At 39.1% G+C, this 23,564-nt stretch carries 12 protein-coding genes; 8 read left to right on the top strand and 4 right to left on the bottom strand.

Annotated features, from left to right (window positions below):
- Positions 1 to 129 precede the first annotated feature (129 nt).
- The 4 genes from KG118_RS01730 to miaA form a co-directional block, all read right to left on the bottom strand.
- Complete coding sequence (locus KG118_RS01730; protein WP_199598750.1) at positions 130 to 2,949, bottom strand: M16 family metallopeptidase; 2,820 nt, start codon at positions 2,947 to 2,949, stop codon at positions 130 to 132.
- A gap of 76 nt (positions 2,950 to 3,025) precedes the next feature.
- Complete coding sequence (gene kdsA, locus KG118_RS01725; protein ID WP_213388337.1) at positions 3,026 to 3,826, bottom strand: 3-deoxy-8-phosphooctulonate synthase; 801 nt, start codon at positions 3,824 to 3,826, stop codon at positions 3,026 to 3,028.
- Between the two features lie 29 nt (positions 3,827 to 3,855).
- Positions 3,856 to 4,782, bottom strand: a complete 927-nt coding sequence (locus KG118_RS01720) for a diacylglycerol/lipid kinase family protein (RefSeq protein ID WP_117711215.1) — start codon at positions 4,780 to 4,782, stop codon at positions 3,856 to 3,858.
- Between the two features lie 118 nt (positions 4,783 to 4,900).
- The gene (miaA, locus tag KG118_RS01715) at positions 4,901 to 5,821 is read right to left on the bottom strand and encodes a tRNA (adenosine(37)-N6)-dimethylallyltransferase MiaA (protein WP_117711216.1); all 921 of its coding nucleotides are present in this window, start codon (positions 5,819 to 5,821) and stop codon (positions 4,901 to 4,903) included.
- Positions 5,822 to 6,350: 529 nt separating this feature from the next.
- Between miaA and KG118_RS01710 the strand changes: the two genes are divergently transcribed.
- The 8 genes from KG118_RS01710 (at position 6,351) to KG118_RS01675 (ending at position 22,975) form a co-directional block, all read left to right on the top strand.
- A complete protein-coding gene (locus tag KG118_RS01710; protein WP_117711217.1) occupies positions 6,351 to 8,084 on the top strand; it encodes a glycoside hydrolase family 43 protein in 1,734 nt (577 codons plus the stop codon).
- A gap of 267 nt (positions 8,085 to 8,351) precedes the next feature.
- On the top strand, positions 8,352 to 11,501 hold the full coding sequence (locus tag KG118_RS01705) for a SusC/RagA family TonB-linked outer membrane protein (protein ID WP_117711218.1): 3,150 nt from the start codon (positions 8,352 to 8,354) through the stop codon (positions 11,499 to 11,501).
- Between the two features lie 11 nt (positions 11,502 to 11,512).
- The gene (locus KG118_RS01700; protein ID WP_117711247.1) at positions 11,513 to 13,384 is read left to right on the top strand and encodes a RagB/SusD family nutrient uptake outer membrane protein; all 1,872 of its coding nucleotides are present in this window, start codon (positions 11,513 to 11,515) and stop codon (positions 13,382 to 13,384) included.
- A gap of 29 nt (positions 13,385 to 13,413) precedes the next feature.
- Positions 13,414 to 16,233: a SusC/RagA family TonB-linked outer membrane protein gene (locus KG118_RS01695; protein ID WP_117711219.1), complete on the top strand. Its 2,820-nt coding sequence runs from the start codon at positions 13,414 to 13,416 to the stop codon at positions 16,231 to 16,233.
- Between the two features lie 26 nt (positions 16,234 to 16,259).
- Positions 16,260 to 18,008, top strand: a complete 1,749-nt coding sequence (locus KG118_RS01690) for a RagB/SusD family nutrient uptake outer membrane protein (protein ID WP_117711248.1) — start codon at positions 16,260 to 16,262, stop codon at positions 18,006 to 18,008.
- 38 nt (positions 18,009 to 18,046) lie between these two features.
- Positions 18,047 to 19,081: a DUF5627 domain-containing protein gene (locus tag KG118_RS01685; RefSeq protein WP_117711249.1), complete on the top strand. Its 1,035-nt coding sequence runs from the start codon at positions 18,047 to 18,049 to the stop codon at positions 19,079 to 19,081.
- Between the two features lie 30 nt (positions 19,082 to 19,111).
- Positions 19,112 to 21,328, top strand: a complete 2,217-nt coding sequence (locus KG118_RS01680; RefSeq protein WP_117711220.1) for an endo-1,4-beta-xylanase — start codon at positions 19,112 to 19,114, stop codon at positions 21,326 to 21,328.
- Positions 21,329 to 21,331: 3 nt separating this feature from the next.
- Positions 21,332 to 22,975 carry a glycoside hydrolase gene (locus KG118_RS01675; RefSeq protein WP_117711221.1) on the top strand — a complete coding sequence of 548 codons (1,644 nt, stop codon included), beginning with the start codon at positions 21,332 to 21,334 and terminating at the stop codon, positions 22,973 to 22,975.
- Positions 22,976 to 23,564 lie beyond the last annotated feature (589 nt).

Below are 23,564 nucleotides of genomic sequence, written 5' to 3'. Positions count from 1 at the left end.
CTGTTTTTGAGGTTGGAAAGCTGAAAGCCTCTTTGCTGATGATATGATTCGTGAAGCTCTGTTCTACAAATCTAAAGGTCTACTCTGCAACTCTAAAGGTCAGCTTTACAACTCTAAAGGTAAATGCCTTTATTTCTTTTCGGGACTAATCATTGAAACAGTGATTTGATTCTTTTGTTTCAAGAGTTCGTCGGCAAAGCGCTGAACGTCCTTGGTGGTGATACTGTTAATGATTTTTTCGTAGTCCTTCACCGGGTTTACGCCGGTATACAGATACTCGTCTATGCTGTTCAGCCAATAACCGTTTTCTTTCAGGTCTTCATTATGCTTCTTCAGCATATATTCTTTCACCTTGTTCAGGCTGGCTTCGTCAGGACCGTTCTTGGCAAAGGCTTCTGCCTCGGCATAGATAATCTTCATCAGTTTGTCTTGTTTTTCGGGAGCTGTATTGAAGAAGATTTGAAGGACGGCTTTCTCCGTCGGATATTTAAGGAGTTGTCCTCTCGGATATACACCGTAAGTACCGCCTTCGTCTTCACGTACTTTTTCGGTGTAGATAAGGTTCAGAAGCTGGTCGGTCATGCTCATAAGGATGTCATTGCGAAGGTTGTATTGGCAAGTGCCGCTATAACAGATGAAATTGTTTACTTTCGGAGTTTCCTGTTGGCGGATAAATTCATTCTTGTAGACACCCTTACGCATTGCAATGTGATTGTCTTTGAACGTTTCCTTGCGGTTGATGGAAGGTAATGAACCCAAGTAAGATTCAATCAGGGGTTTCACGGCTTCTACGTCAACATTTCCTACAAAGATGAAGGTGAAGTCGCTGGCATCTTTGAAGCGGTCTTGATACATAGACAGGATTTTGTCATAATCCATCTTGTCCACCATGTCGGCTTTCATACGCAGGGTTCTGGGATGCTTCATGTAGAGAGTGGAGGTGATGGAATCGCTGAATGAAGAGCCGGGATTCAGGTCCATATTCTGCAATTCGGCTTTGCTGCGGTTCTTGTAGGATGCAAAAGCGTCATTGTCACGTCTCGGAGCGGTGAAAGTAAGATAGGTGAGTTGCATCATTGTCTCAAAGTCTTTAGGAGAGCAATTGCCGACTACGGCCTCTGTCTTATCACCGATACCATAGTTTACGGAAGCTTTTTTACCGGCTAAAGTCTTTTCAAGTTCAATAGCGCTGAAATTACCCAGACCACCTAATGCTACCGCATCCAGTCCGTTGATGTTGATGATTTCCGAATCGGGGAAGAGTGAACTGCCACCCATACTAACACCTTTCATGCGGATTTCGTCAGCTTTGAAATCTGTCTTTTTAATGATGACTTTTACACCGTTGGACAGTGTCAGCATAGTAGTTCCAAAGATATCATCTTTCTTTTCAGAAACGATTTTACCGCCTTTCGGGGCTTCCTTCATCAAAGGCTCGTTAGAAACTTTGTCTACATACGGAGTCAGTTTCTCTGATTTTACTTCTTTCAGAAGATTCTTAAGAGCCTCTTCCGTAGGAAGTGTCAGACCTTCTTTTTCAGGACCAAACAGAGCAACGACTTGGTTACTGTCTGTCACCATTTGTTGCATCATTTGGTTCAGGGCAGCTACCGGAATAGCCGGAGCTATTTGGTTGATGATGGCATATTCGTCGGCAATTCCCGGAATAGGCTCGTTGTCGAGGAAGTGGCGGACATATTCTTTTACATAACTTTCGTTCTTACGTTTGTCGCGTTCTTGGAAAGCGGACTCCAAGTGGCGTAAATATTCTGCACGGGCACGACTGTATTCTGTTTCTGTGAATCCGAATTGGCGGGCGCGTTCTATTTCGCGGAGAATGGTTGTGATACCGTTTTCAATGGCATCTTCTTTGCAAACTACGACACTGGTGAGAGCATCCTTTGTCTTGGCTACGAAGAAATCATCATCGTATGTTGTAGCGTAGATGTAAGGTGGGTTGGCAACCTGGAGCAACTCGTTCAGACGTGCGTTCAGCATATTGGTGATGAGGGTCGCTGCATAGTTTTGCATCAGGTAGCCTACATTGTTCTTTTCTTCATCGGGAGTGGCTTCATGCTTGTTGAAAATGAAGGTTTGTACATATGGCTGTTCTTTGTCTTTGGCAACCAATATGATAGGTTCTTTATTGTCGGTTACAGGATAATATTCACGTTTGGCGGCATTGGGTTGTGAGGGAATGTCGGCAAATGTTTTTTTGATTAGAGCTTCAATGGCATCTACATCAATGTCACCTACCACTACTATCCCTTGCAAATCGGGACGATACCACTTTTCGTAATAGTCTCTTAGTGTTTGAGGCTTGAAATTCATCACAACATCCATTGTTCCGATGGGGAAACAGTTGGCGTATTTGGTTCCGGCAAACATCGTTGGAAGCATTTTTTCCTGAAAACGTTGCATGGCGCTCATGCGGGTACGCCATTCTTCATTGATAACGCCACGTTCTTTATCAATCTCTTTGGGATCCAGAATAAGATCGTTACTCCAGTCGTGCAGAATCAACAGACAGGAGTCGATGGCGCCCGGAGTGCCGACCGGTACGTTGGAAATGTTGTAGACTGTTTCGTCTATAGAGGTATAGGCGTTGAGGTTCTCACCAAATTTCACACCGATACGTTCCAGATACTGTATCAGGGAGTTACCGGGAAAGTGAGTTGTTCCATTGAAGCACATATGTTCAAGGAAATGGGCTAGACCGCGTTGGTTGTCTTCTTCTTGTATGGAACCTACTTTTTGGGCAATATAGAAGTCGGCCCGGTTGGCGGGAAGACTGTTTTTGCGGATGTAATAAGTTAATCCGTTATCCAGTTTGCCGATGCGGACATCCTTGTCGATAGGAATAGGGGGCATTTGTTGGGCAAATACCTGCTGGAAGTTACAGCATACGATTAATGCAACAATCCATAAGTTGCGTAATAAATGTTTCATCATTATTTGATTTTAAAATGTTTTTGCCTTATCTGTCGAAACGGTAAATAATAAATCACAAAACGTTTTTGTTTTTTTATTTAATCGCTTCCCGGATACGTACTAATTTAGTTAAAAGTCCCTCCAATAAATCCAATTTCAACATATTGGCACCATCGCTCTTGGCTATCGCAGGATTCTCGTGTGTTTCGATGAACAGGCCGTCTGCACCGACGGCTATACCGGCTTTAGCTACGGTTTCAATCAGTTGCGGCATACCGCCTGTGACACCGCTGGTTTGGTTGGGCTGTTGCAGGGAATGGGTTACGTCCAGTATGACGGGAAAACCGAAAGTCTGCATTTCCGGTATCCCGCGATAGTCTACTACGAGGTCTTGATAGCCGAAAGTCGTTCCACGTTCGGTTATCATGACGTTGTTATTTCCGGCTTCCACCACCTTGTCTGCCGCAAAACGCATGGCAAGCGGAGAAAGGAACTGGCCTTTTTTGATATTGATGATTTTGCCGGTCTTGGCTGCGGTTACCAGTAGGTCGGTTTGCCTGCAAAGAAAAGCGGGAATCTGTAGGATGTCCACATATTCGGCTGCCATTACGGCTTCCTCTGCAGCATGTATATCTGTTACGGTAGGTACTCCGAACGTGTCGTGTACTTTCTGTAGGATTTTCAATGCTTTTTCGTCGCCTATACCCATAAATGAGTCTAAGCGTGAACGGTTTGCCTTGCGGTAAGAACCTTTAAATACATAAGGGATTTGTAATTTATCGGTAATGGTTACTACACGCTCGGCAATACGCATTGCCATATCTTCTCCTTCGATGACACAGGGACCTGCCAATAGGAAGAAATTTCCGGCAGGATTATTTTTAAGTTCAATCATATATTTATAAGTTATAAAAAGTTCGTTTTTCAGTTTGGTATAATCAATGTTATCGCTTCGTGCAGCACTCCGATGTCCAATGGAAAATGGCGGTCGAGGATGCGTCCGTCCAAATCTACGGAAGCATTCTGTGCACGTAATACTTTTATCTTTTGGGTACGATAGGGCTTTACTACTTTGTGGTTTAGGATTCTCCCTTCCATCAGCATCCATATTCCCGAAAAAAGCTGTAATAATTCGGGGCGATAGATGACCGATACGTCCAGCCAGCCATTGTAGGGTACTGCGCTGGGGGCTTGTCCGTATCCCCATGCACTGCCTATACATATTGTCATAATACGTCCGCGTATGTGCTCTCCATTGATTTTAAGGTGCACACGGTATAGCTTCCTCTCGAATATCAATGAGAGGAATGCCATGAAATAAGAAAGGAACTTCACGCCCCAAAAGCGCTTGCACTGGTCGGTGATTTTCACGATGCTGGCTCCGAGACCGATGTTGATGGCATTCAGGAAATAGCGGGTCTTATGTTTTTCGCCGTCATAGTAGTAGCATGTGCCTACGTCTATTTTTCGGCGGCGATTATTGATGATGCAATCTACCGCTTCCTTATATTCCGAGCTCATCTCCCAATATTTGGCAAAGTCATTACCTATGCCATTGGGGATAATTCCGAGCGCAATATTCTCTTTATCCTCGGCATTGGAAAGCATGATACCGTTGATGGCATCGTTCAGTGCACCGTCACCGCCTACGACGACAATAGTACGGTAGCCGTTGCTGGCAAGGATGCCTGCCAGACGCTCTACCGAGCCGAACCCTTCGGACTGCACATAATCATAAGACACGCCTTTGCTATCCATATATGCCTTAATTTCTTTCCACCGCTTCTGCACCTTGCGTGTTCCGGCTTTGGGGTTATAAATCACCCCCCACTTATCAGGTTCTACACTCATCGGGTTATTTTACGATTTATTCCCTACGGTCATGACATATCTTTCATCTTTAACACATAGGTACGTTGACTATTTATGATTTTACTATTTGATACTTCACAATCATCTCTCAAAAGTACTAAATCTCTTTGAATTTTGACTTTACAAAGGCTATCTTTTCTTCCATAGGCCATCGGACATCCATCCAGTGAATGGTAAAACCTCGTCTTTCCATTCCTCTGAACCAAGTCATCTGGCGCTTGGCAAACTGATGAATAGCTATTTCCAATTGGCTGAACATCTCATCATAGGTCAGCTGCCCGGTGATATGAAGTGTCAGGTATTTGTATTCTAACCCATAGTAGATTAAGTCGTCCGGATTGATACCTTGTGCTATCAATCGGCGAACTTCGTCTATCATCCCTTCTTCCAGTCGTTGGTGCAGGCGACGGGTAATTTTTTCGCGTCGCAGCTCCCTGTCTATATCTATACCTATGATGAGACTGTTTAAGTGTGGAAACGAACGTTCGTCTACCGGGGTATGGATATAATATTCTTCGATTTCAATAGCCCGAATAGCACGTTTCACTGTATCTACATCTGTTGTATTATGCAGATTTTTATAGCCTTTTAGTATTTCGGTCAGTTCTTCCAATGATTTATCAGCTAAATCCGCGCGTAATTTGGGATTTTCGGGTACGGGTAACAATTTGTAACCTTTGAGTACTGATTCTAAGTACATCCCTGTCCCGCCACATACAATAGGTAGGCATTCTTTTTGCTTAATGCTTTCGTAAGCAGTCAGGAAGTCGCGTTGGTATTCAAAGACGTTGTATTTGTATCCGGGATTGGCTATGTCAATGAGGTGGTAAGGTATTTGTTTGCCATTTACGATGTAATCGGCAAGGTCTTTACCTGTACCAAGATCCATATTCCGGTATATTTGTCGGGAATCGGCGCTGATGATTTCTGTATTGAGTTCTGCGGCTAATGCAGCGGCAAATGGGGTTTTTCCGGATGCTGTGGGACCTAATATGGCAATTAAATCATAGTCAGGCATATGATGGGTATTTGTTAATTAGAACACAAAGATAGTGTAATTTGCGTGTAGAATAAAAAGAAGCGGTTTATTTTATTGTGTAAAGGTGCAACTTCTTTTACGCATTTGAAGTGTATATCTGGAAAAAATGATATATAGCATCTTAAAATCTATTATAAAAGATGTTTTTACAAGATGCTTTTCATAACTCCTTTTTTGCTTTGCAGTTTCCTTTAACCGTTTAATATCTTTATAGCGATATTTGGTTGATATTAAATATTAATCTTGATTAATTGTTTGATTTTTAAACTGTTATACAGGTGTGTGTTACATATAGGACAAAGAATGTAACATTGGAAAGAAAAAATGTAATATTATCGAAGAAACATGTAATATGATTTTTTATGTCATTTAGGTGTGTTTTGTAATTTTGTTGCGGAAAAGCCAGTTTTGATATAAAGAACTGCTCATATTATGGAATACACAGATATGAAGAACAGATTTCTTTGATATGGCTCGAGTATGTTTAATAATTATAAAATCGAGTTTAATGAATAAAAAAACTTCTTTCGCAATTTTGTCGGCTTTGCTGCTTTCTGCCGGCGCATTAGGGGGATTATGTTCTTGCAGCTTGTCTAAAGCAAATGAAAAATTACCTGTTGTAAAGGATTCTACAGCCCTTTTTGATTATTTTACTTATAAAGGCGATGATGATTTTTATAAGGAAAATCCATTGCCTGATGATGAGTCTTTTTATAATCCTATTTTACCCGGCTGGTATTCAGACCCCAGTATATGTACTAATGGGGAAGGTGATTATTTTTTAGTAACTTCTACTTTTACTTATTTTCCGGGTGTGCCCATATTCCATAGTAAAGATTTAGTAAACTGGAAGCAAGTAGGGTATGTTCTCAGTCGTCCTTCACAACTGGTTAATATGAAAGGACAACACGTGAGTGGAGGTATCTTTGCACCGGCCATTTCGTATAATCCTCATAATAAAACTTATTATATGGTAACCACCAATGTAGGTGCAGGTAATTTCTTTGTGAAAACTCAAGACCCATTTGGTGAATGGTCCGATCCTATTATGTTGCCTGAAGTAGGTGGGATAGATCCGTCTTTTTTCTTTGATGAAGACGGGAAAGCCTATATTGTGAACAATGATGATGCTCCAAATTATAAACCTGAATATAGCGGACACCGTACTATTCGTATACAAGAGTTTGACGTAAAGTCTGATAAAACAATTGGTCCTCGTAAAATATTGGTAAATAAAGGTGTGCATCCGGAGGAGAAACCTATTTGGATAGAAGGTCCTCATATGTATAAGATTAATGGAAAGTATTTCCTTATGGATGCGGAAGGTGGTACGAGTACATGGCATTCTGAAGTTATTTTCCGTGGTGATTCTCCCATGGGAACTTTCGTTCCTTGGGACAAGAATCCCATATTGACACAACGCCATCTTAATGCCGGGCGTCCTAATCCGATTACTTGTGCCGGTCATGCAGACTTAGTACAAACGAAAGAGGGGGACTGGTGGGCTGTATTTTTAGCGTGTCGTCCTATAAATAATAAGTTTGAGAATTTGGGACGTGAGACGTTTTTGATGCCTGTAAGATGGAGTGAGGATGGCTTCCCTTATATAACGCAAGGAGATGAAACGGTTCCTATGATTCTGAAACGGGCAGGTGTAAAACGTGATGCCAATGTTACTTTTGGTAATTTTGAGGAGACTGAAGATTTTGATAGTACTTCTTTAGGAATGCAGTGGATGACATTACGTGCTCCTGCTACCGAATTGTATTCTTTATCTGGTGCTCCGGGCTTTTTAACCTTAAAGTGTGCAGATGTCAGTGCTGTGGAAAAAGATACTCCGGCTTTAGTTTGTCGACGTATGCAACATCATAAATTTGAGGCAACTACTCGTATGTTGTTTAATCCTTCTAATGAAAAAGAAAAAGCTGGTCTGTTGCTATTTAAAGATGAAAAGCATCAATATTTTCTTGCTGTGAATAGACAAGGGGAGACGAAATCTGTGTTCTTGGAACAAATAGGTGAATCCGAACGGGTTTTAGCCAGTGATGTTATTCCTGAAAACATAAAGGATATTTATTTGAAAGTGGTATCCAAAGGTACTAATTATGATTTTTATTATTCTTTAAAAGGGGAAGAAGAGTGGATATTGCTATGCAAGGATGTTGATGCAAACTATTTGTCTACGGCTACGGCAGGTGGCTTTACAGGTAGTATGATAGGGATGTATGCTACTTGTAAATGATAATTTTTGTTTAATGTAACATAAGTGATAATTTATGTTACATTAAACAAATGTATGCAACGTTGATATAGGGTATGTGGTACATCCCTATAATATTTTTTGTGTATTATCAAATATATTTGTAATGCTGAGTTTGTAATAAATATAACTGTTAGCATTTATTAATCTTATACTAATAAAAATGAAATGTATATATGACGATAGCTAAGGCTATTGGGAAATGACTGATGATTAGAGAACAATGTAGTTAATTAACATCTTAAACTAATGGTAATGAAAAATGTAAAAAAAGAAAATCAAAAGATTCCTTACCTGTTTTTGCTTATGCTGTTCAGTTGTTTGACGGTGTCAGCGCAAAGAGGAATAACGGTAAGGGGAACTGTCTTTGACAGTAATGGAGAGACAATCATTGGTGCCTCAGTGGTATTAAAAGGTAATAATTCAATAGGTACAATTTCAGATATAGATGGTAATTTTATGTTGACTGTGCCCAATGATAATTCTACTCTTGTTGTGTCGTTTGTGGGAATGAAATCTAAAGAAGTGAAAGCGACTTCTAAAGGCTTGGTTAAAGTGACCTTGGAAGACGATTCTCAGCAGTTGGAAGAAGTTGTGGTAGTAGGTTATGGTCAGCAGAAAAAAGCATCGGTTGTGGGTTCTATTACACAAACGAGCGGAAAAACCTTGGAACGCGCCGGAGGTGTGTCTAGTCTTGGTGCTGCGTTGACTGGCAATTTACCGGGTGTCATTACTTCTTCTTCTACGGGAATGCCAGGTGAGGAGGACCCTCAAATTATTATCCGTACTAAAAGTTCTTGGAATAATAGTGAGCCACTGGTGTTGGTAGATGGTGTTGAACGTGAAATGAGTTCTGTAGATATTTCTTCTGTAGAAAATATTTCTGTATTGAAAGATGCTTCTGCAACAGCTGTTTATGGTGTGAAAGGAGCTAATGGAGTTATTCTTATTACTACAAAACGTGGTAAAGAAGGAAAAGCTAATGTTCAGATTAAAGCTAATGTGACAGCAAAGGTAGTGTCAAAACTTCCTAAAAAGTATGATGCTTATGATACTTTCTATTTGATGAATCGCGCTATTGAACGTGAGGCTTGTATCAATCCGGCTGGTTGGTCTAATTATACGCCGGCAGCTATTATCGATAAGTATCGTAATCCAGCTAATGCAGAAGAATGGGATCGCTATCCTAATGTAGATTGGGAAGATTTCCTTTTTAAGAAGAGTGCCATGTCTTATAATACTAGTGTTAATGTGTCTGGTGGTACAAAGAGTGTTAAGTATTTTGCAGCTGCCGATTTTGTGAGCGAAGGTGACTTGTTTAAGACTTTTGATAATAATCGTGGCTACAATTCAGGATTTGGTTATAATCGTATTAATGTTCGTAGTAACTTGGATTTCAGTTTAACTAAGACTACGAAATTTTCTACTAACCTTTTTGGATCGAATGCACAGCGTACCTTACCATGGGCCATGGCAGACAATGATGCTACTTATTGGAGTGCAGCTTATAAATCAGCTCCTGATGCTATGCATCCAATTTATTCTAATGGAATGTGGGGATGGTATGCCCCTCGTGATGCCGATGTACCAAACTCTGCTTATTTTTTAGCGACAGGAGGTACTGAAAAGCGCACAACTACTAAAGTAACGACAGACTTTATTCTTGAACAGGATTTGGCAATGCTGACTAAGGGACTGAAGTTTAAGGCTAATTTCTCCATGGATTACCATTTTGTAGAAAAAAGCCGTGGCATCAATGATCAATATAATGACTCACAGCGTATGTGGGTAGATCCTAGTACAGGAGAAATCTCTTATAAGTTTGACCCTGATTCTGGTACTGGTATTGATAAAGTTGAGAATCCTATTTATTGGTCTACTCAAGCAGGTAGTGCTGATATTGGTAGTACTTATCGTAAACTTTATTATTCATTTCAGTTGGATTATGCTCGTCAGTTTGGAAACCATGAAGTGACTGCACTTGGCCTTTTTAGTCGTTTGAAAGAGGCACAAGGAAGTGTCTTCCCTATTTATCGGGAAGACTGGGTTTTTCGTGTGACTTATAACTATGCTATGCGCTATTTCTTTGAAGCTAATGGCGCTTATAATGGTTCTGAAAAGTTTGGTCCTGATTATCGTTTTGCATTTTTCCCTTCCTTGTCCTTAGGTTGGATGATTAGTGAAGAGAAATTTATGAAGAAATTGAAATTTCTTGATATGTTGAAATTGCGTGCTTCTTGGGGAAGAGTGGGTGATGATGCTGTGGTTCAACCTTGGCAGAGATTTACCTCTGGTCGTTTCTTATACAAAGATCAATGGAAGAATAACGGTAATGCTGTAATGGGTAGTGTAAGTCCAGATAATTCACCTTATTCTTTCTGGTATACTTCAATGTTAGGCAATCCTAATATTTCATGGGAAACAGTAGAAAAACGTAATATAGGTTTGGACTATGCTTTTTTAGATGGTTTGATTGCTGGTTCTGTGGATATATTTAATGATACTCGTTCTGATATTTTAGTGGCTGGTGGTAGTCGTGCTATTCCATCATATTTTGGTACTACTCCTCCGCGTGCTAATTTAGGTAAGGTAAATAGTCATGGTTATGAGTTAGAACTTCGTTTGAACTATGTCTTTAATAATGGATTACGTACTTGGCTGAATACTAGTATGACCCATGCAGTCAATGAAGTTAAATTCAGAGATGACGCTCCTTTGTTACCTGCTTATCAGAAAGGAGCCGGACATGCCATTGATCAGGTAAATTCTTATATTGATCATGGAAATTTGGCTAGTTGGGATGATGTAATTGGTAGTACAGCTTGGACAACAGGAAACAATTATAAGTTGCCGGGTGACTATAATATTATTGACTTTAATGGTGATGGTATAGTAGATAAGGATGATAGTGCGCCATATCAATATTCTACTACACCGCAAAATACATATAATGCTTCTATTGGTTTTGAGTGGAAAGGATTCAGTTGTTTTGCACAATTTTATGGTGTGAACAATGTGACACGCGAAGTAAACTTCCCTACTTTCCGAAGTACGGCCCATGTAGCTTACGTAGAAGGTGATTATTGGACACCTGGTGGTACAGCTTCTTTACCTACTCCGCGTTGGGGAACAACAGTAGATGGTGCCGCTTCTGGCACACGTTATTGGTATGATGGCTCTTATATTCGCTTGAAAAACGTAGAACTTTCTTATACTTTTAAAGGAAATTGGTTAAAGAAATTAGGGGTGAACACTGCACGACTGTATTTGAATGGTGATAATCTTTATATGTGGACCAATATGCCTGATGATCGTGAGTCTAATACTGGCTTCAGTTCTTCAGATGGTGCTTATCCTACTGTGCGTCGTTTCAATATTGGTATTGACATAACTTTATAAGTGTAATGACTATGAATAAATATATCAACAGATTCTTTGTAACTTCAGCTTTTGCTGTAGTAGGCTTGTTGGGTACTACTTCGTGTACCGATTATTTGGACAAGTCGCCCGAAAGTGATTATCAGGCAAACGATCCCTATAAAAATTTTATGAACTTTCAGGGATTTACCGAGGAACTTTATAATTGTATACCTGTTGTTTCAAACAGCGAATATCATACTTGTTTTAATTATGGTGAAGATGTGTATTGGGAACCTCAAGAGGTTCGTTTACAAACTCGTAATGTAGATAATGGTGACTTTTGGGGATGGACTACAGCTTATTATGGCTATCCTAGAAGTGGGGGCTCGGCAGGTACCTCAAACCGTAGAGATAAGGGAGACTTATGGACTAATGGTTGGTATGCCATCCGTAAGGCTAATCTTGGTATTGCTAATTTAGAGAATTTGGTTAGTGCTACTGAAGAAGAACGTAATCTTATTGAGGGACAACTCTATTTCTTCCGTGCTTGGTTCCATTTTATGCTGATGGAATGGTGGGGTGGAATTCCTTATATTGATGAGGTGCTTTCTCCGGATGTTAATCCAACGCTTCCTCGTCTTTCTTGGCAGGAATGTGCAGAAAAGTGTGTATCCGATTTTGAACATGCAGCAACTTTATTGCCAGTTGATTGGGATGAAACAACAGCTGGTAAAGTTACTCTTGGAAAGAATAATATGCGCATTAATAAAATTATGGCATTGGCTTATAAAGGAAAGACTCTTCTTTGGGCTGGTAGTCCGTTGATGAATTGGGCTTCAGGAGGATCAAGAGAGTATAATGCAGAGTTATGTAAACGAGGAGCAGATGCATTAGGTGAAGCACTTCAGTTGACAGAGAAGACCAAACGCTATGAATTAGCGGATTTCTCAGAATATAACGATATCTTTTTACTACATAATTCTAATGGAAAATTGAATGGTGTAAAAGAAAGCATATTCATGGAAAATCTGCTTAATTATGATAGCCGGTGGAGGTGGAATATGATAAATGATTTCCGCCCTCAGTCTATTGAGTCTTCTGGTATCAAAAACTTTCCTACAGCTAACTATGTAAATTATTTTGGCATGAAGAATGGCTATCCCATTAAGAACATGACACAGGCAGATGCGGAATCAGGTTATGATCCCACTTATCCTTGGAAAGACCGTGATCCGCGTTTTTACAAAGTCATCATGTTTGATGGTGTGAAATTTAAGAGTACTGGTGGTGCAGGTGGGTCTGTAGAGCTTTTCACTGGTGGTCGCGAAAGTGAAGAAGTGAACCCTAATAAGGGATGCTTTACAGGCTATATGAATAGTAAACTCTGCCCGCAATTGATGAATACAATAGATGGCTATAAGGAAAATAATATAATGATACTTAATTTAATGCGTTTAGCTGATGTTTATTTGATGTATGCAGAAGCCACAGCGGTAGGTTATGGTACCCCTCAAAGCAAGGCTGTTACTTACTCATTGACAGCGGTAGAAGCAATAAATAAAGTACGTCAGCGCGCGGGCGTAGCTTCTGTACTAAATAAGTTTTTGAATAACACAATTGACTTTTTGGGTGAGGTTCGTCGTGAGCGTGCAGTAGAATTGGCATTTGAAGGTTTCCGTTTTATGGATCTTCGTCGCTGGATGTTACTGACCCAAAGTCCGTATACACTTAAGACAAAAATAGAGTTTGACCGTGCCGATCCCAATAACTATAATTATGATGCTCCGGAAGAAAATCCTGTAAAAAACTTGCGTGAGGTTGTTTTGTTCGAACGTCAATATACTGACAGACACTATTGGTATCCGCTTCCACGAAAAGATGTGAACATTTATGAAGGATTCTACCAGAATCCTGGTTGGTAATTACTTATTAACTAATAATGACGTTAAAAATGAAAAGAAAGTATCTATATATTGGCTGTACAATGCTTGCCATGTCGCTGTTTAATACGATGAGGCTACAAGCACAAGCGAATCAGGACAGCTTGGTAAATGTAGCTTTCGGTACGATTGCGCAGGAAGATGTAACGAATGCCATATCTACAGTTAGCACATCTGAATTGATGAAAAAAGTAAATAGTTCCAATAGTTTGGTGGGGCTAGAAAGTTTGGTCGGTGGATATACCGGTAATATCTGGGGACAAGGAGCTTTAGTTCTAGTAGATGGTGTACCTCGTAGTGCGAGTAATGTACGTGCTTCTGAAGTAGAAAGTGTTTCGGTACTGAAAGATGCGGCGGCTGTTGTACTCTATGGTAGTCGCGCAGCTAAGGGGGTTATACTTATTACTACTAAGCGTGGTAAGAATGAACCGATGAGTATAAATGTGAGAGCTAATGCTGGTGTTAATGTACCGAAATCTTATCCGAAATATTTGGATGCAGATTGTTATATGACTCTCTATAATGAGGCCTGTCGTAATGATGGATTGGCTGAGCGTTATGATGCGTCTACTATTTATCATACAGCTATGGGAACAAATCCTTATCGCTATCCTAATATTGATTTTTATAGTTCTGAGTATTTGAAAAAAGTGTACTACAATGCTGATGTTACCGGTGAGGTTTCCGGAGGTAATGAACGTACTCACTATTACCTGAACTTTGGGATGAACTATAATAATGATTTGTTGAAATGGGGTGAAGCAAAGAACAACTATGATATGAGCTTCAATGTACGTGGTAATGTAGATATGAAACTTACTTCATGGTTAAAAGCTACAACCAATGCAGCCGTTATTTATACTAATCAATATGATGGTCGTGGTGATTTTTGGGGGGCGGCATCAACCTTGCGTCCTAATTGGTTTGCTCCATTATTACCTATTAGTATGATGGATCCTAATTCTTCTTCAATTCAAGAATATATTACGAATAGTAATCATTTAATTGGAGGTAACTATTTATTAGGTGGTACATCGACTGATTTAACTAATCCGTTTGCCGATTTACTGGCAGCCGGTTATGTTAAAGAGAAAGCTCGTATGTTTATGTTTGATGTTAGTTTGACTGCTGATTTAAGTTCCGTTCTCAAAGGTTTGTCTTTTAAAACGGCATACAGTGTGGACTATACTTCTTATTATTCGGAAGCTTTTAATGAGACTTATGCTGTTTATGAGCCTACATGGGCTAATGTAAATGGTCAGGATATGATTATTGCTTTGCAAAAGCATAATAATGACAAAAAGGATGCTAATGAATACGTAGGTAAGTCTATGTACGATCAAACTATGATGTTTAGTGCACAATTCGATTATAATCGAACTTTTGCTAAACGCCATAATGTTACAGCCACTCTTTTAGGATGGGGGTATCAAATGCAGAGTACTGCAGATGAAAATCATGAAAGTAGTGACTATCATCGTACAAGTAATGTAAACTTGGGTTTACGTGCTGCATATAATTATAATCATAAATATTATGCTGATTTTAGCGGTGCTGTTGTGCATTCTGCTAAGTTGCCTGAAGGCAATCGTAATGCTTTCTCGCCATCAGTAACTTTGGGTTGGAGAATTAGTAGGGAAGATTTCTTTAAAGAGAATGTTTCCTGGGTGGATGATTTGAAGTTGACGGCTTCTTATGCAAACTTGCACCAAGATCTCGATATTGAAAACTATTATATGTATAAAGGGTATTTCTCTAAAACAGATGGGCACTGGGTTCAATGGCATGATGGAACAGCAGGTGGCTGGACGCCGACTTCTAAGCGTGGTGACAATTATGATTTAAGCTTTGTTACCCGTCAGGAATTTCGTGCTGGTATTGATGCAACGCTGTTCAAACGTTTAATTCGGTTGAATGCTAATTATTTTAGACAGAATACAAAGGGACTTCTTACTCAAGGCTCTTCTACAATTTATCCTTCTTATTTTCATATAAATGAAAATAATACTTTCTTACCTTGGATTAATTACAATGAGGATAGACGTAGCGGTTTTGATTTTTCACTGACAGCTAATAAAAAAATTGGTGATTTTGACGTAACACTTGGTTTCAGTGGTATGATCTTTAATTCTGAAGCTTTGGTGCGTGACGAAATGTACAATGAGGATTATCAAAGACGCCAAGGTCGGTCATTAGATGTTTCTTATGGCTATGTGTGTGAAGGTTTTTTCCAGAATCAGACTGAAATTGATGAGCATGCTCGTCAGACTTTTGGTACAGTGAAGCCAGGTGATTTGAAATATAAAGATATTAATGGTGACAAGGTAATTGATAGTAAGGACCAAGTAGAATTAGGAAAGAATGGTTGGTCGGCTCCTCCTTTCTCTTTTGGGTTGAATCTCACAGTAAAGTATAAAAATTTCTCACTTTTTGCTATGGGATCGGGACAAACTGGGGCTATCGATTTCAAAACAAGCTCTTATTATTGGAATCGTGGTACAAGTAAGTTTTCAGAAGTAGTGTGGGGACGTTGGACAGAAGATACAAAGGAAACAGCTACTTATCCGCGTCTGACGACAACTAATGGTGCAAACAATTATCAGACCTCCACTTTCTGGATGTATAAACGTAATTACTTCAATTTGAATCAAGTGCAGTTGACCTATGATTTCCCGAAGAATACCTTCAAGGGATCATTCGTTCGTGGCTTAAGTGTATATTGTGGTGGTAACAGCTTGCTTACAATTTCAAAAGAACGTAAGCATATGGAGTTGAGTACAGGCTTTCCGCAGTGTCGTAATTTTTACGCCGGTTTCAAAGCTGCATTCTGATTTAATAGGCTAATAAATAGATGATTATGAAAAAGAAAATATTACTTTTTATAGCGAGTGCCTTGATCTTTTCTAGCTGTGACGACTTGTTTGAACCAGCTCCTGAAAATCAACAGGGAACTGAACAAATGTATGATGATCCGGAATATGCACGAGGAATCTTGCATAATGTATATAGCCAGATTCCGGGATATTATGATAATAGTGAATATGCAACGGATGATGCTGTGACTAATCAGATGACTAATACTTTTTTGCAAATGGCTACAGGAGCTTGGACCAACTCTTCATATAATCCATTGAGTCAGTGGACCAACTCTTATAATGCAATTCAGTATATCAATCTGTTTTTAGAGAACGTGGGTGAAGTGAACTGGTCAGATGATGAGGAAATGAACAGTCTATTTGCGCGCCGTATGAAAGGTGAGGCTTACGGACTTAGAGGTATGTTTTATTATTATTTAATGCGTGCACATGCTGGTTATGGCGAGAATGGTGAATTATTGGGTGTGCCGGTTATTACAGAATATCAGACATCACAATCTGATTTTAACTTGCCACGTGCCTCCTTTCAGACTTGTATAGATCAGATTTATGCTGATTTGGCACAGGCAGAAACTTTATTACCTTTGGAGTATGAGGATGTCTCTACAGTGCCAGTTGATTTTCAAGCTCTGACAGAGGATGCTAGTAAATATAATAATGTTATGGGTGCTAAGGCACGTCAGTTATTTAATGGACTTATAGCTAAAGCTTTCCGTGCACGTACGGCTCTGTTGGCAGCTAGTCCTTTGTATCAAGATGCTTCTAATAATGCTACATGGGCTGATGCAGCTAATGTTGCAGCTGATGTACTTGATTATAAAGGTGGAAAACTTGCTGATAATGGAATTGAATATTATTCTCCTGCTATAGTCAATACTGTAGAAAATGGCATTAATCCGGATGAAATTCTGTGGAGAGAAGGCCGTACGAGTGGTGACAATACACAAGAGTCTCAAAATTTTCCACCGAGTTTGTACGGGACTGGTTATATGAATCCGTCTCAAAATTTAGTGGATGCATTTCCTATGGCTAATGGATATCCTATTAATGATGGGAATAGTAAATATAATGTTGGTGCTCCTTACGAAGGGCGTGATCCGCGTTTGAGTAAATATATTTTTTATAATGGTAGTACAATTAGTGAAAAAGAGACAACTATAAATATTGTTTCATCAAGTAAAGATGGTATCAATGTAACAGAAAATAGTTCTACTCGTACAGGATACTATATGAAGAAACGGTTACGTATGGATGTGAACTGTGATCCGGCAGCAACTTCTAAACAGCCACATTATAACCCTCGCGTCCGTTTTACTGAGATGTTTCTAACTTATGCCGAGGCTGCCAATGAAGCTTGGGGGCCAAAAGAGAAAAATGGAAGAAACTATTCTGCTTATGATGTCATTAAAGCTATTAGAAAGCGTGCAGGAGTGGGGGGCACAAATGATCCTTATTTGGAAGAATGTGCTGCTAGCCAGGAAAAAATGCGCGAACTGATTCGTAATGAACGACGTCTTGAACTCTGTTTTGAAGGATTCCGTTTTTGGGATGTTCGTCGTTGGAAGTTAGATTTGAATGAGCCGATATATGGGATGGAATGGAATGGTAACAGCTATCAACGAATCACGGTAGAGGAACGTTCTTATGAGGATTATATGTACTACTGTCCCATTCCTAACTCGGAGGTTTTGAAATATAGTAATCTTGTTCAAAATAAAGGATGGAAATAAAAATGATTGTAAATACATTCAATAGAATCTGGAATAATATGAAAAATAAATTAGTGTACTGTGGATTGGCATCATTGCTTCTGTCTTTCACGGCTTGTGAAAGTTCATACAATGAATTTCCTGACTTTGATTATCAGACTGTATATTTTGCTAATCAGTACGCATTGCGTACTGTTGAGTTAGGAGAAGATGAATTTGTTGACAATTCGATGGATAATGAGCATAAAGTTTCTATAAATGCAGCGTGGGGTGGTGGATACACTAACCGGAACAATGTAATTATTGACTATGTAGTAGATGAATCACTTTGTGAAAATCTCTACTTCAAAGGAACTGAGACTCCTTTAACTGTAATGCCGGTAACTCATTATAAATTAGCTTCTAATCAGATAAATATACCTGCAGGAAGTATTATGGGAGGAGTAGAAGTACATCTTACCGATGCATTCTTTGCTGATGAAAAAGCATTGGGGCAGAATTATGTAATTCCATTGAGAATGACGGATGTACAAGGAGCCGACTCTATTTTGCAAGGTAAGGCGGCAGTTGGGGATCCGGTCTTGACAAACAATGGACATTGGAGTGTACAACCGAAGAACTTTATTCTTTATGCAGTGCAATATGTAAATCCGCAACATGGAGAGTATTTGCGCCGTGGAGTGGATAAAGCAGTGATAAATGGTGCATCTTCAGAGTTGGTGCGTCACGAGCAGTATGTAGAGAAAGATGAACGCGTGTATGTAACTACAAAGAGTTTGAAGGACAATATTCTTTCCTTATCTACTCAAGACGCAGGGGGAGCTCTTTTTAATTACGATGTTAGCTTGTCTTTTGCAGATGACGGTACTTGTACAGTAGGTAGCGTTTCTGACGAACTTACAGTTTCGGGTACTGGTAAATTTGTGAAAGATGGAGAAAAAAATAGTCTTGGTGGTAAAGATCGTGATGCTATCTATTTGGATTATACAGTTGATTTCAAGGGGAAAAATATGCAGTATGCCACTAAGGATACCTTAGTGTTAAGTACTCGTGGAGTACAGGGCGGTGCGGCTTTTGAAATTGAAATCAAGTAGCCTTTTTATGAACCTTAAAATTAAGAGAATATGAAATATTTAAGTAATAGACTAATCGGATTTGCTATACTTGGAGCGACAGTTATGGCATGTACCGATGAGTATGACTGCAATCTTCAGGTAGAAAAGCCTGAAGATGTGGTTGTCAATGAATATTTGGCTAGTTTTGATTTGTTAAAATCGTACATCAGTCGTGGAGCTGACTCGCCGTTTAAGTTGACAGCAAATATGGCTTCGACAGATTTTGTTGCAAAAGAAACAGCCTATAGTACCATTCTTAACAACTTTGATGGCTTAGATATAGGAGGCTCATTCATGCCTGCTACTTCTGCGAAGGATGATAATACCTACGATTTAGGAGGAATGCAATTAGTAGCTGATGCAGCGAAAGAAGCAGGCGTGATACTTTTTGGTGGGACACTTTGTTCTGATCAAGGACAACGTGCAGCTTACTATGACGAACTGCTTCAGCCCGAAATTATTCCTATTGTGCCGGAAAAAGGTAAGACCGTCATTTGTGACTTTGAAAATGACGAGCTTGGTACATCATATGAGATGACTAATGGGAGCCAGGCTGTAGTAGAAAATGATCCTGACGGGAAAACAGGTAAAACGTTACATATAGGTACTGAAAGCAATAAAGCTAATAATTCATTTCCTGTATTAAATGTAAAGTTACCGGAAGGTCGAAAATTAGGTGATTATATAAATATAGTCCTTGATATGCGTATTGTCAATAATGATGGTATTTGGGGACAAGGAATAAAGGTTTTTATTAACAAGCAGGAGTTTGCTGTGGGTGTGAATGCTAGCAACTTTGGTTGTAAACCTAATGAATGGAATCGTGGGGCTATCATTAAGTTGAATGATAGCAAAGCCCCCGGTTTTAATTTGCCTGATAATTTGAAAGATCTTACAGAGTTCACATTGGCTGTAGGTTCACAGTCTGGTGCTGCACAATATTACCTTGATAACATTGTTATGAATTATGAAATAGAAGGAGGTGGTGTTACAACAATTGACTTTGAAGGTGATAATGTAGGTACACAGTATCCTATGTCCAATGGTAATCAATCTGTGGTAGAGAATAATCCCCAAGGTGAGGGTAAAGTGTTGCATGTGGGTACTACAGCTTCTCCTTGTTCGTATTCTTATCCAAAGTTTACTGTTAAGTTTCCAGAAGGCAGAACTTTAGGAGATTATACCGGTATTTCTCTTGATATGTACTTGATTGGAGGTAAAGGTGGCTGGGGAAGCGGTATGAGAGTAATTATAAATGGACAAGAATTTAATAGTGGAAAAGGGCCGTTCAATTTTGGTTGTGAGGCGGATAAATGGGGAAAAGATTTGATCCATATCACTTTCTTGAAAGAAGGTGCAACTCCGGAAGCTGGAAAAATTGTGATACCAAATACTATGAAAGACTTAACGGAAATAGATTTGGCTGTAGGGTCTGGCTCAGGTGAATGGCATGCTTATATTGATAATATAAAACTCCATTGGAAAGCCGCTGACATTATTATTCCTGTACCAGAAGAAGAAAAACCGAAAATTTTCACTAAAGAATTGGAAAAATGGATTGGTGGTGTGATAGATGCCGGTGGTGAAACCGTAAAAGCTTGGAATATTGTGGGAGAACCTCTTGATAACACAGTTAATGAGAATACTTTTGATTGGGCAAAATATTTAGGTCAGGAAGGGTATGCACGTAAGGCTGTAGCATTAGCTCGTGATACGGCAAAAATAGATCTTGATCTATTTGTAAGTAACACAATTGAGCAATCTGATGATGTTGTAGGCAAATGCGGACAACTTGTAGAATTGGTTAAATCATGGGAAGCTGATAATATAACTAAAATTGATGGTTATAATATCTTGCTTCATGCCAGCTATTCCCAAGATGTGGAAGTACAAAAGAATAATGAAACGGCAATTACAGGCTTATTCACCAAATTGGCTGCTACCGGTAAATTGGTACGTATATCCGACTTCAGCATGACAATGGTAAATAAAGAGGGTACTGCAATTCCTTGTTCTAAACTTTCTCTTGAGGATAGGGCAATTGCTGCTGAGTACTATACATTTATCATTAAAAAATATTTAGAACTTATTCCTGCTGACAAACAGTATGGCATCTCAATTTCCCGTTTGACAGAGAATGGAAACAGTGCTTTGATTTGTCCTTGGGATGCTAAGTATAACCGTACAGGAATGTATGTAGGAATTGTTGATGGCCTGAAAAATTAGTTTATGAAAATATTTGTTTTAAACCTATTTTTCGTTTTTATCGGTCTATCATTATGGAGTTGTTCAGATGATAATGGTAAAATTACAGATAATGAAGGGAAGAGCGCTTATGCGCTCTTCCTTAAAAATAATATAGAGGTATCTAACACTGGTGGCACAGCAATAGCTATTGTTGAATGGTCACAAACAGAATGGGAAATATCTTTGGGGACAGGTGATATTGTGGTAGATGTTACTCCTATGTCTGGAGGTAGCATAGAACAAGTTGAACAAACTACCCGTTTAAAGATTACTTGTACAGGTAATGATACCCATAAATCGAGAAGCCAATTTATTTATATAATCAATAAAACTACGGGTGAAAAGTCTGATTTGTTGATAAAACAAGACGTGGCATATCAAACACTAACTCTCCAAATAGATCCTTTAGAGAAGTATCAGCCTGTCGTTGGATTTGGTGGTATGTATAATCCTAAAATCTGGTGTGGAGGGTTTCTTATTACACCGGAGCAGATGAATAAGATGTATGGATCCAACGGTTTAGGTTATTCTATACTTCGTTTAATGATTTATCCAGATGAAACTGATTGGAGTGCAGATGTGGCAGCTGCAAAGATGGCTCAAGATAATGGTGCCATAATCTTTGCGTGCCCATGGGACTGTACTGATGCTCTTTCTGATAAAGTCACAGTAGCCGGAAAAGAGGTTCAGCATTTGAAAACTGAAAATTATGAGGCTTATGCTAATCATTTAATTAAGTATATTAATTTTATGAGACAGAACGGGATTAATTTATATGCAATATCCGTTCAGAATGAGCCTGATATGGAATTTACATATTGGACTCCTCAAGAAGTTGTAGCCTTTGTTAAGCAGTATGGAGCGAAGATACGTGCTACAGGAGTGAAACTGATGTCTCCTGAATCTTGTGGAACATCTCCCGATTATACAGATCCGATTATGAATGATATTGAAGCGTTTTTTAATACAGATATTTTGGTAGGGCATCTTTATCAAGGGTTTATCAATATTGAACAACCGGGGTATGAAAAGAATCGGCATGATTATATTTGCGGACTTTATTCCCGTTTAAGCGGAAAAACATGGTGGATGACAGAACATTTGTTTAATGATGGAGAAAAAGAAGAAGATTCGGGAAAATGGGAATTTAGCACATGGGAATATTGTTTCTCTCATCTGGCAAAAGAAATACATATGTGTATGGAAGGTTATTGCAGTGCTTATGTATACTGGTATTTGAAACGTTTCTATGGAATGATAGGTGATAATGATAAGAGGAGTCCTGTAGGAGAGGGGGAGATTACTAAAAATGGTTATATTCTCTCGCATTATGCACGTTATGCCACTAATACAATACGCATTAAGGTAACAGCTGATAATCAGGATTTATGCGCTACAGCTTATATTAATAAAGCAGGTAATGAGATAACATTAGTATTGTTGAATATGACTGGTAATACTCAGAAAGTTGAAATTCCTTTGGCGGGAATAAGGCAGATACATGCTGTTGAAACAACTGAGTATAAGAATATGGAAGCGATTGAGGCGAATTCATTGGAAAAGACTGATGGTAGTTATGTTATGTTATCTGGTTATAGCATAGCATCCGTTAAGTTAGCATTGTAAAAAATAGATGATATAAAGCTGTATATTTAATGCTTTAAGTATATTTCTTTGATTATCATTATCAGTAAAAAGGGTTTTAATTGAGTAAAGAACTTCTGATTGTTTAAAAAACTAAAGATACATTCGGTCCCTTTTGTTATCTTGGGACTGATTGTTTTGTGCATTTTATAATAAGAGTCCTGTGCTTTCTGTGAAGAAAGTGCAGGAGCACAAAACAAAAACGTTGTTTTTCTCTTACGTTTATTATATCCTTTGTAAAGATACAGCATAGGTGCTTAAAGAAAGATTTATATATAGCGTAAGAAGTATCCAGCCGGCAAAGACTCTGTTTTTATATACATGATAATTCGTTTTGATATATATCAAAATGAATTATCATGTATATAAAATAGAGGATATTCTTGGATTTCAGTTTGCATTTGTACCCCTTCCATCCTTCTGAGACCTTCTGTTTATACGGGATAGCGGGTGGAACCCATATCACAGACTACACATCCCGGTAATCCCAATGACACATCTCAGCTTCCCAAACCTCACACCTCAACTCTCTTAACCACGGGCATTTGTCCTGCAAACCACAGGCATTTGA

It is taken from the genome of Bacteroides propionicigenes (assembly GCF_018390535.1).
Classification (GTDB): Bacteria; Bacteroidota; Bacteroidia; order Bacteroidales; family Bacteroidaceae; genus Bacteroides; species Bacteroides propionicigenes.
The sequence above is the reverse complement of the archived record's forward strand: the minus strand, read 5'-3'. Positions and strand labels throughout refer to the sequence as shown.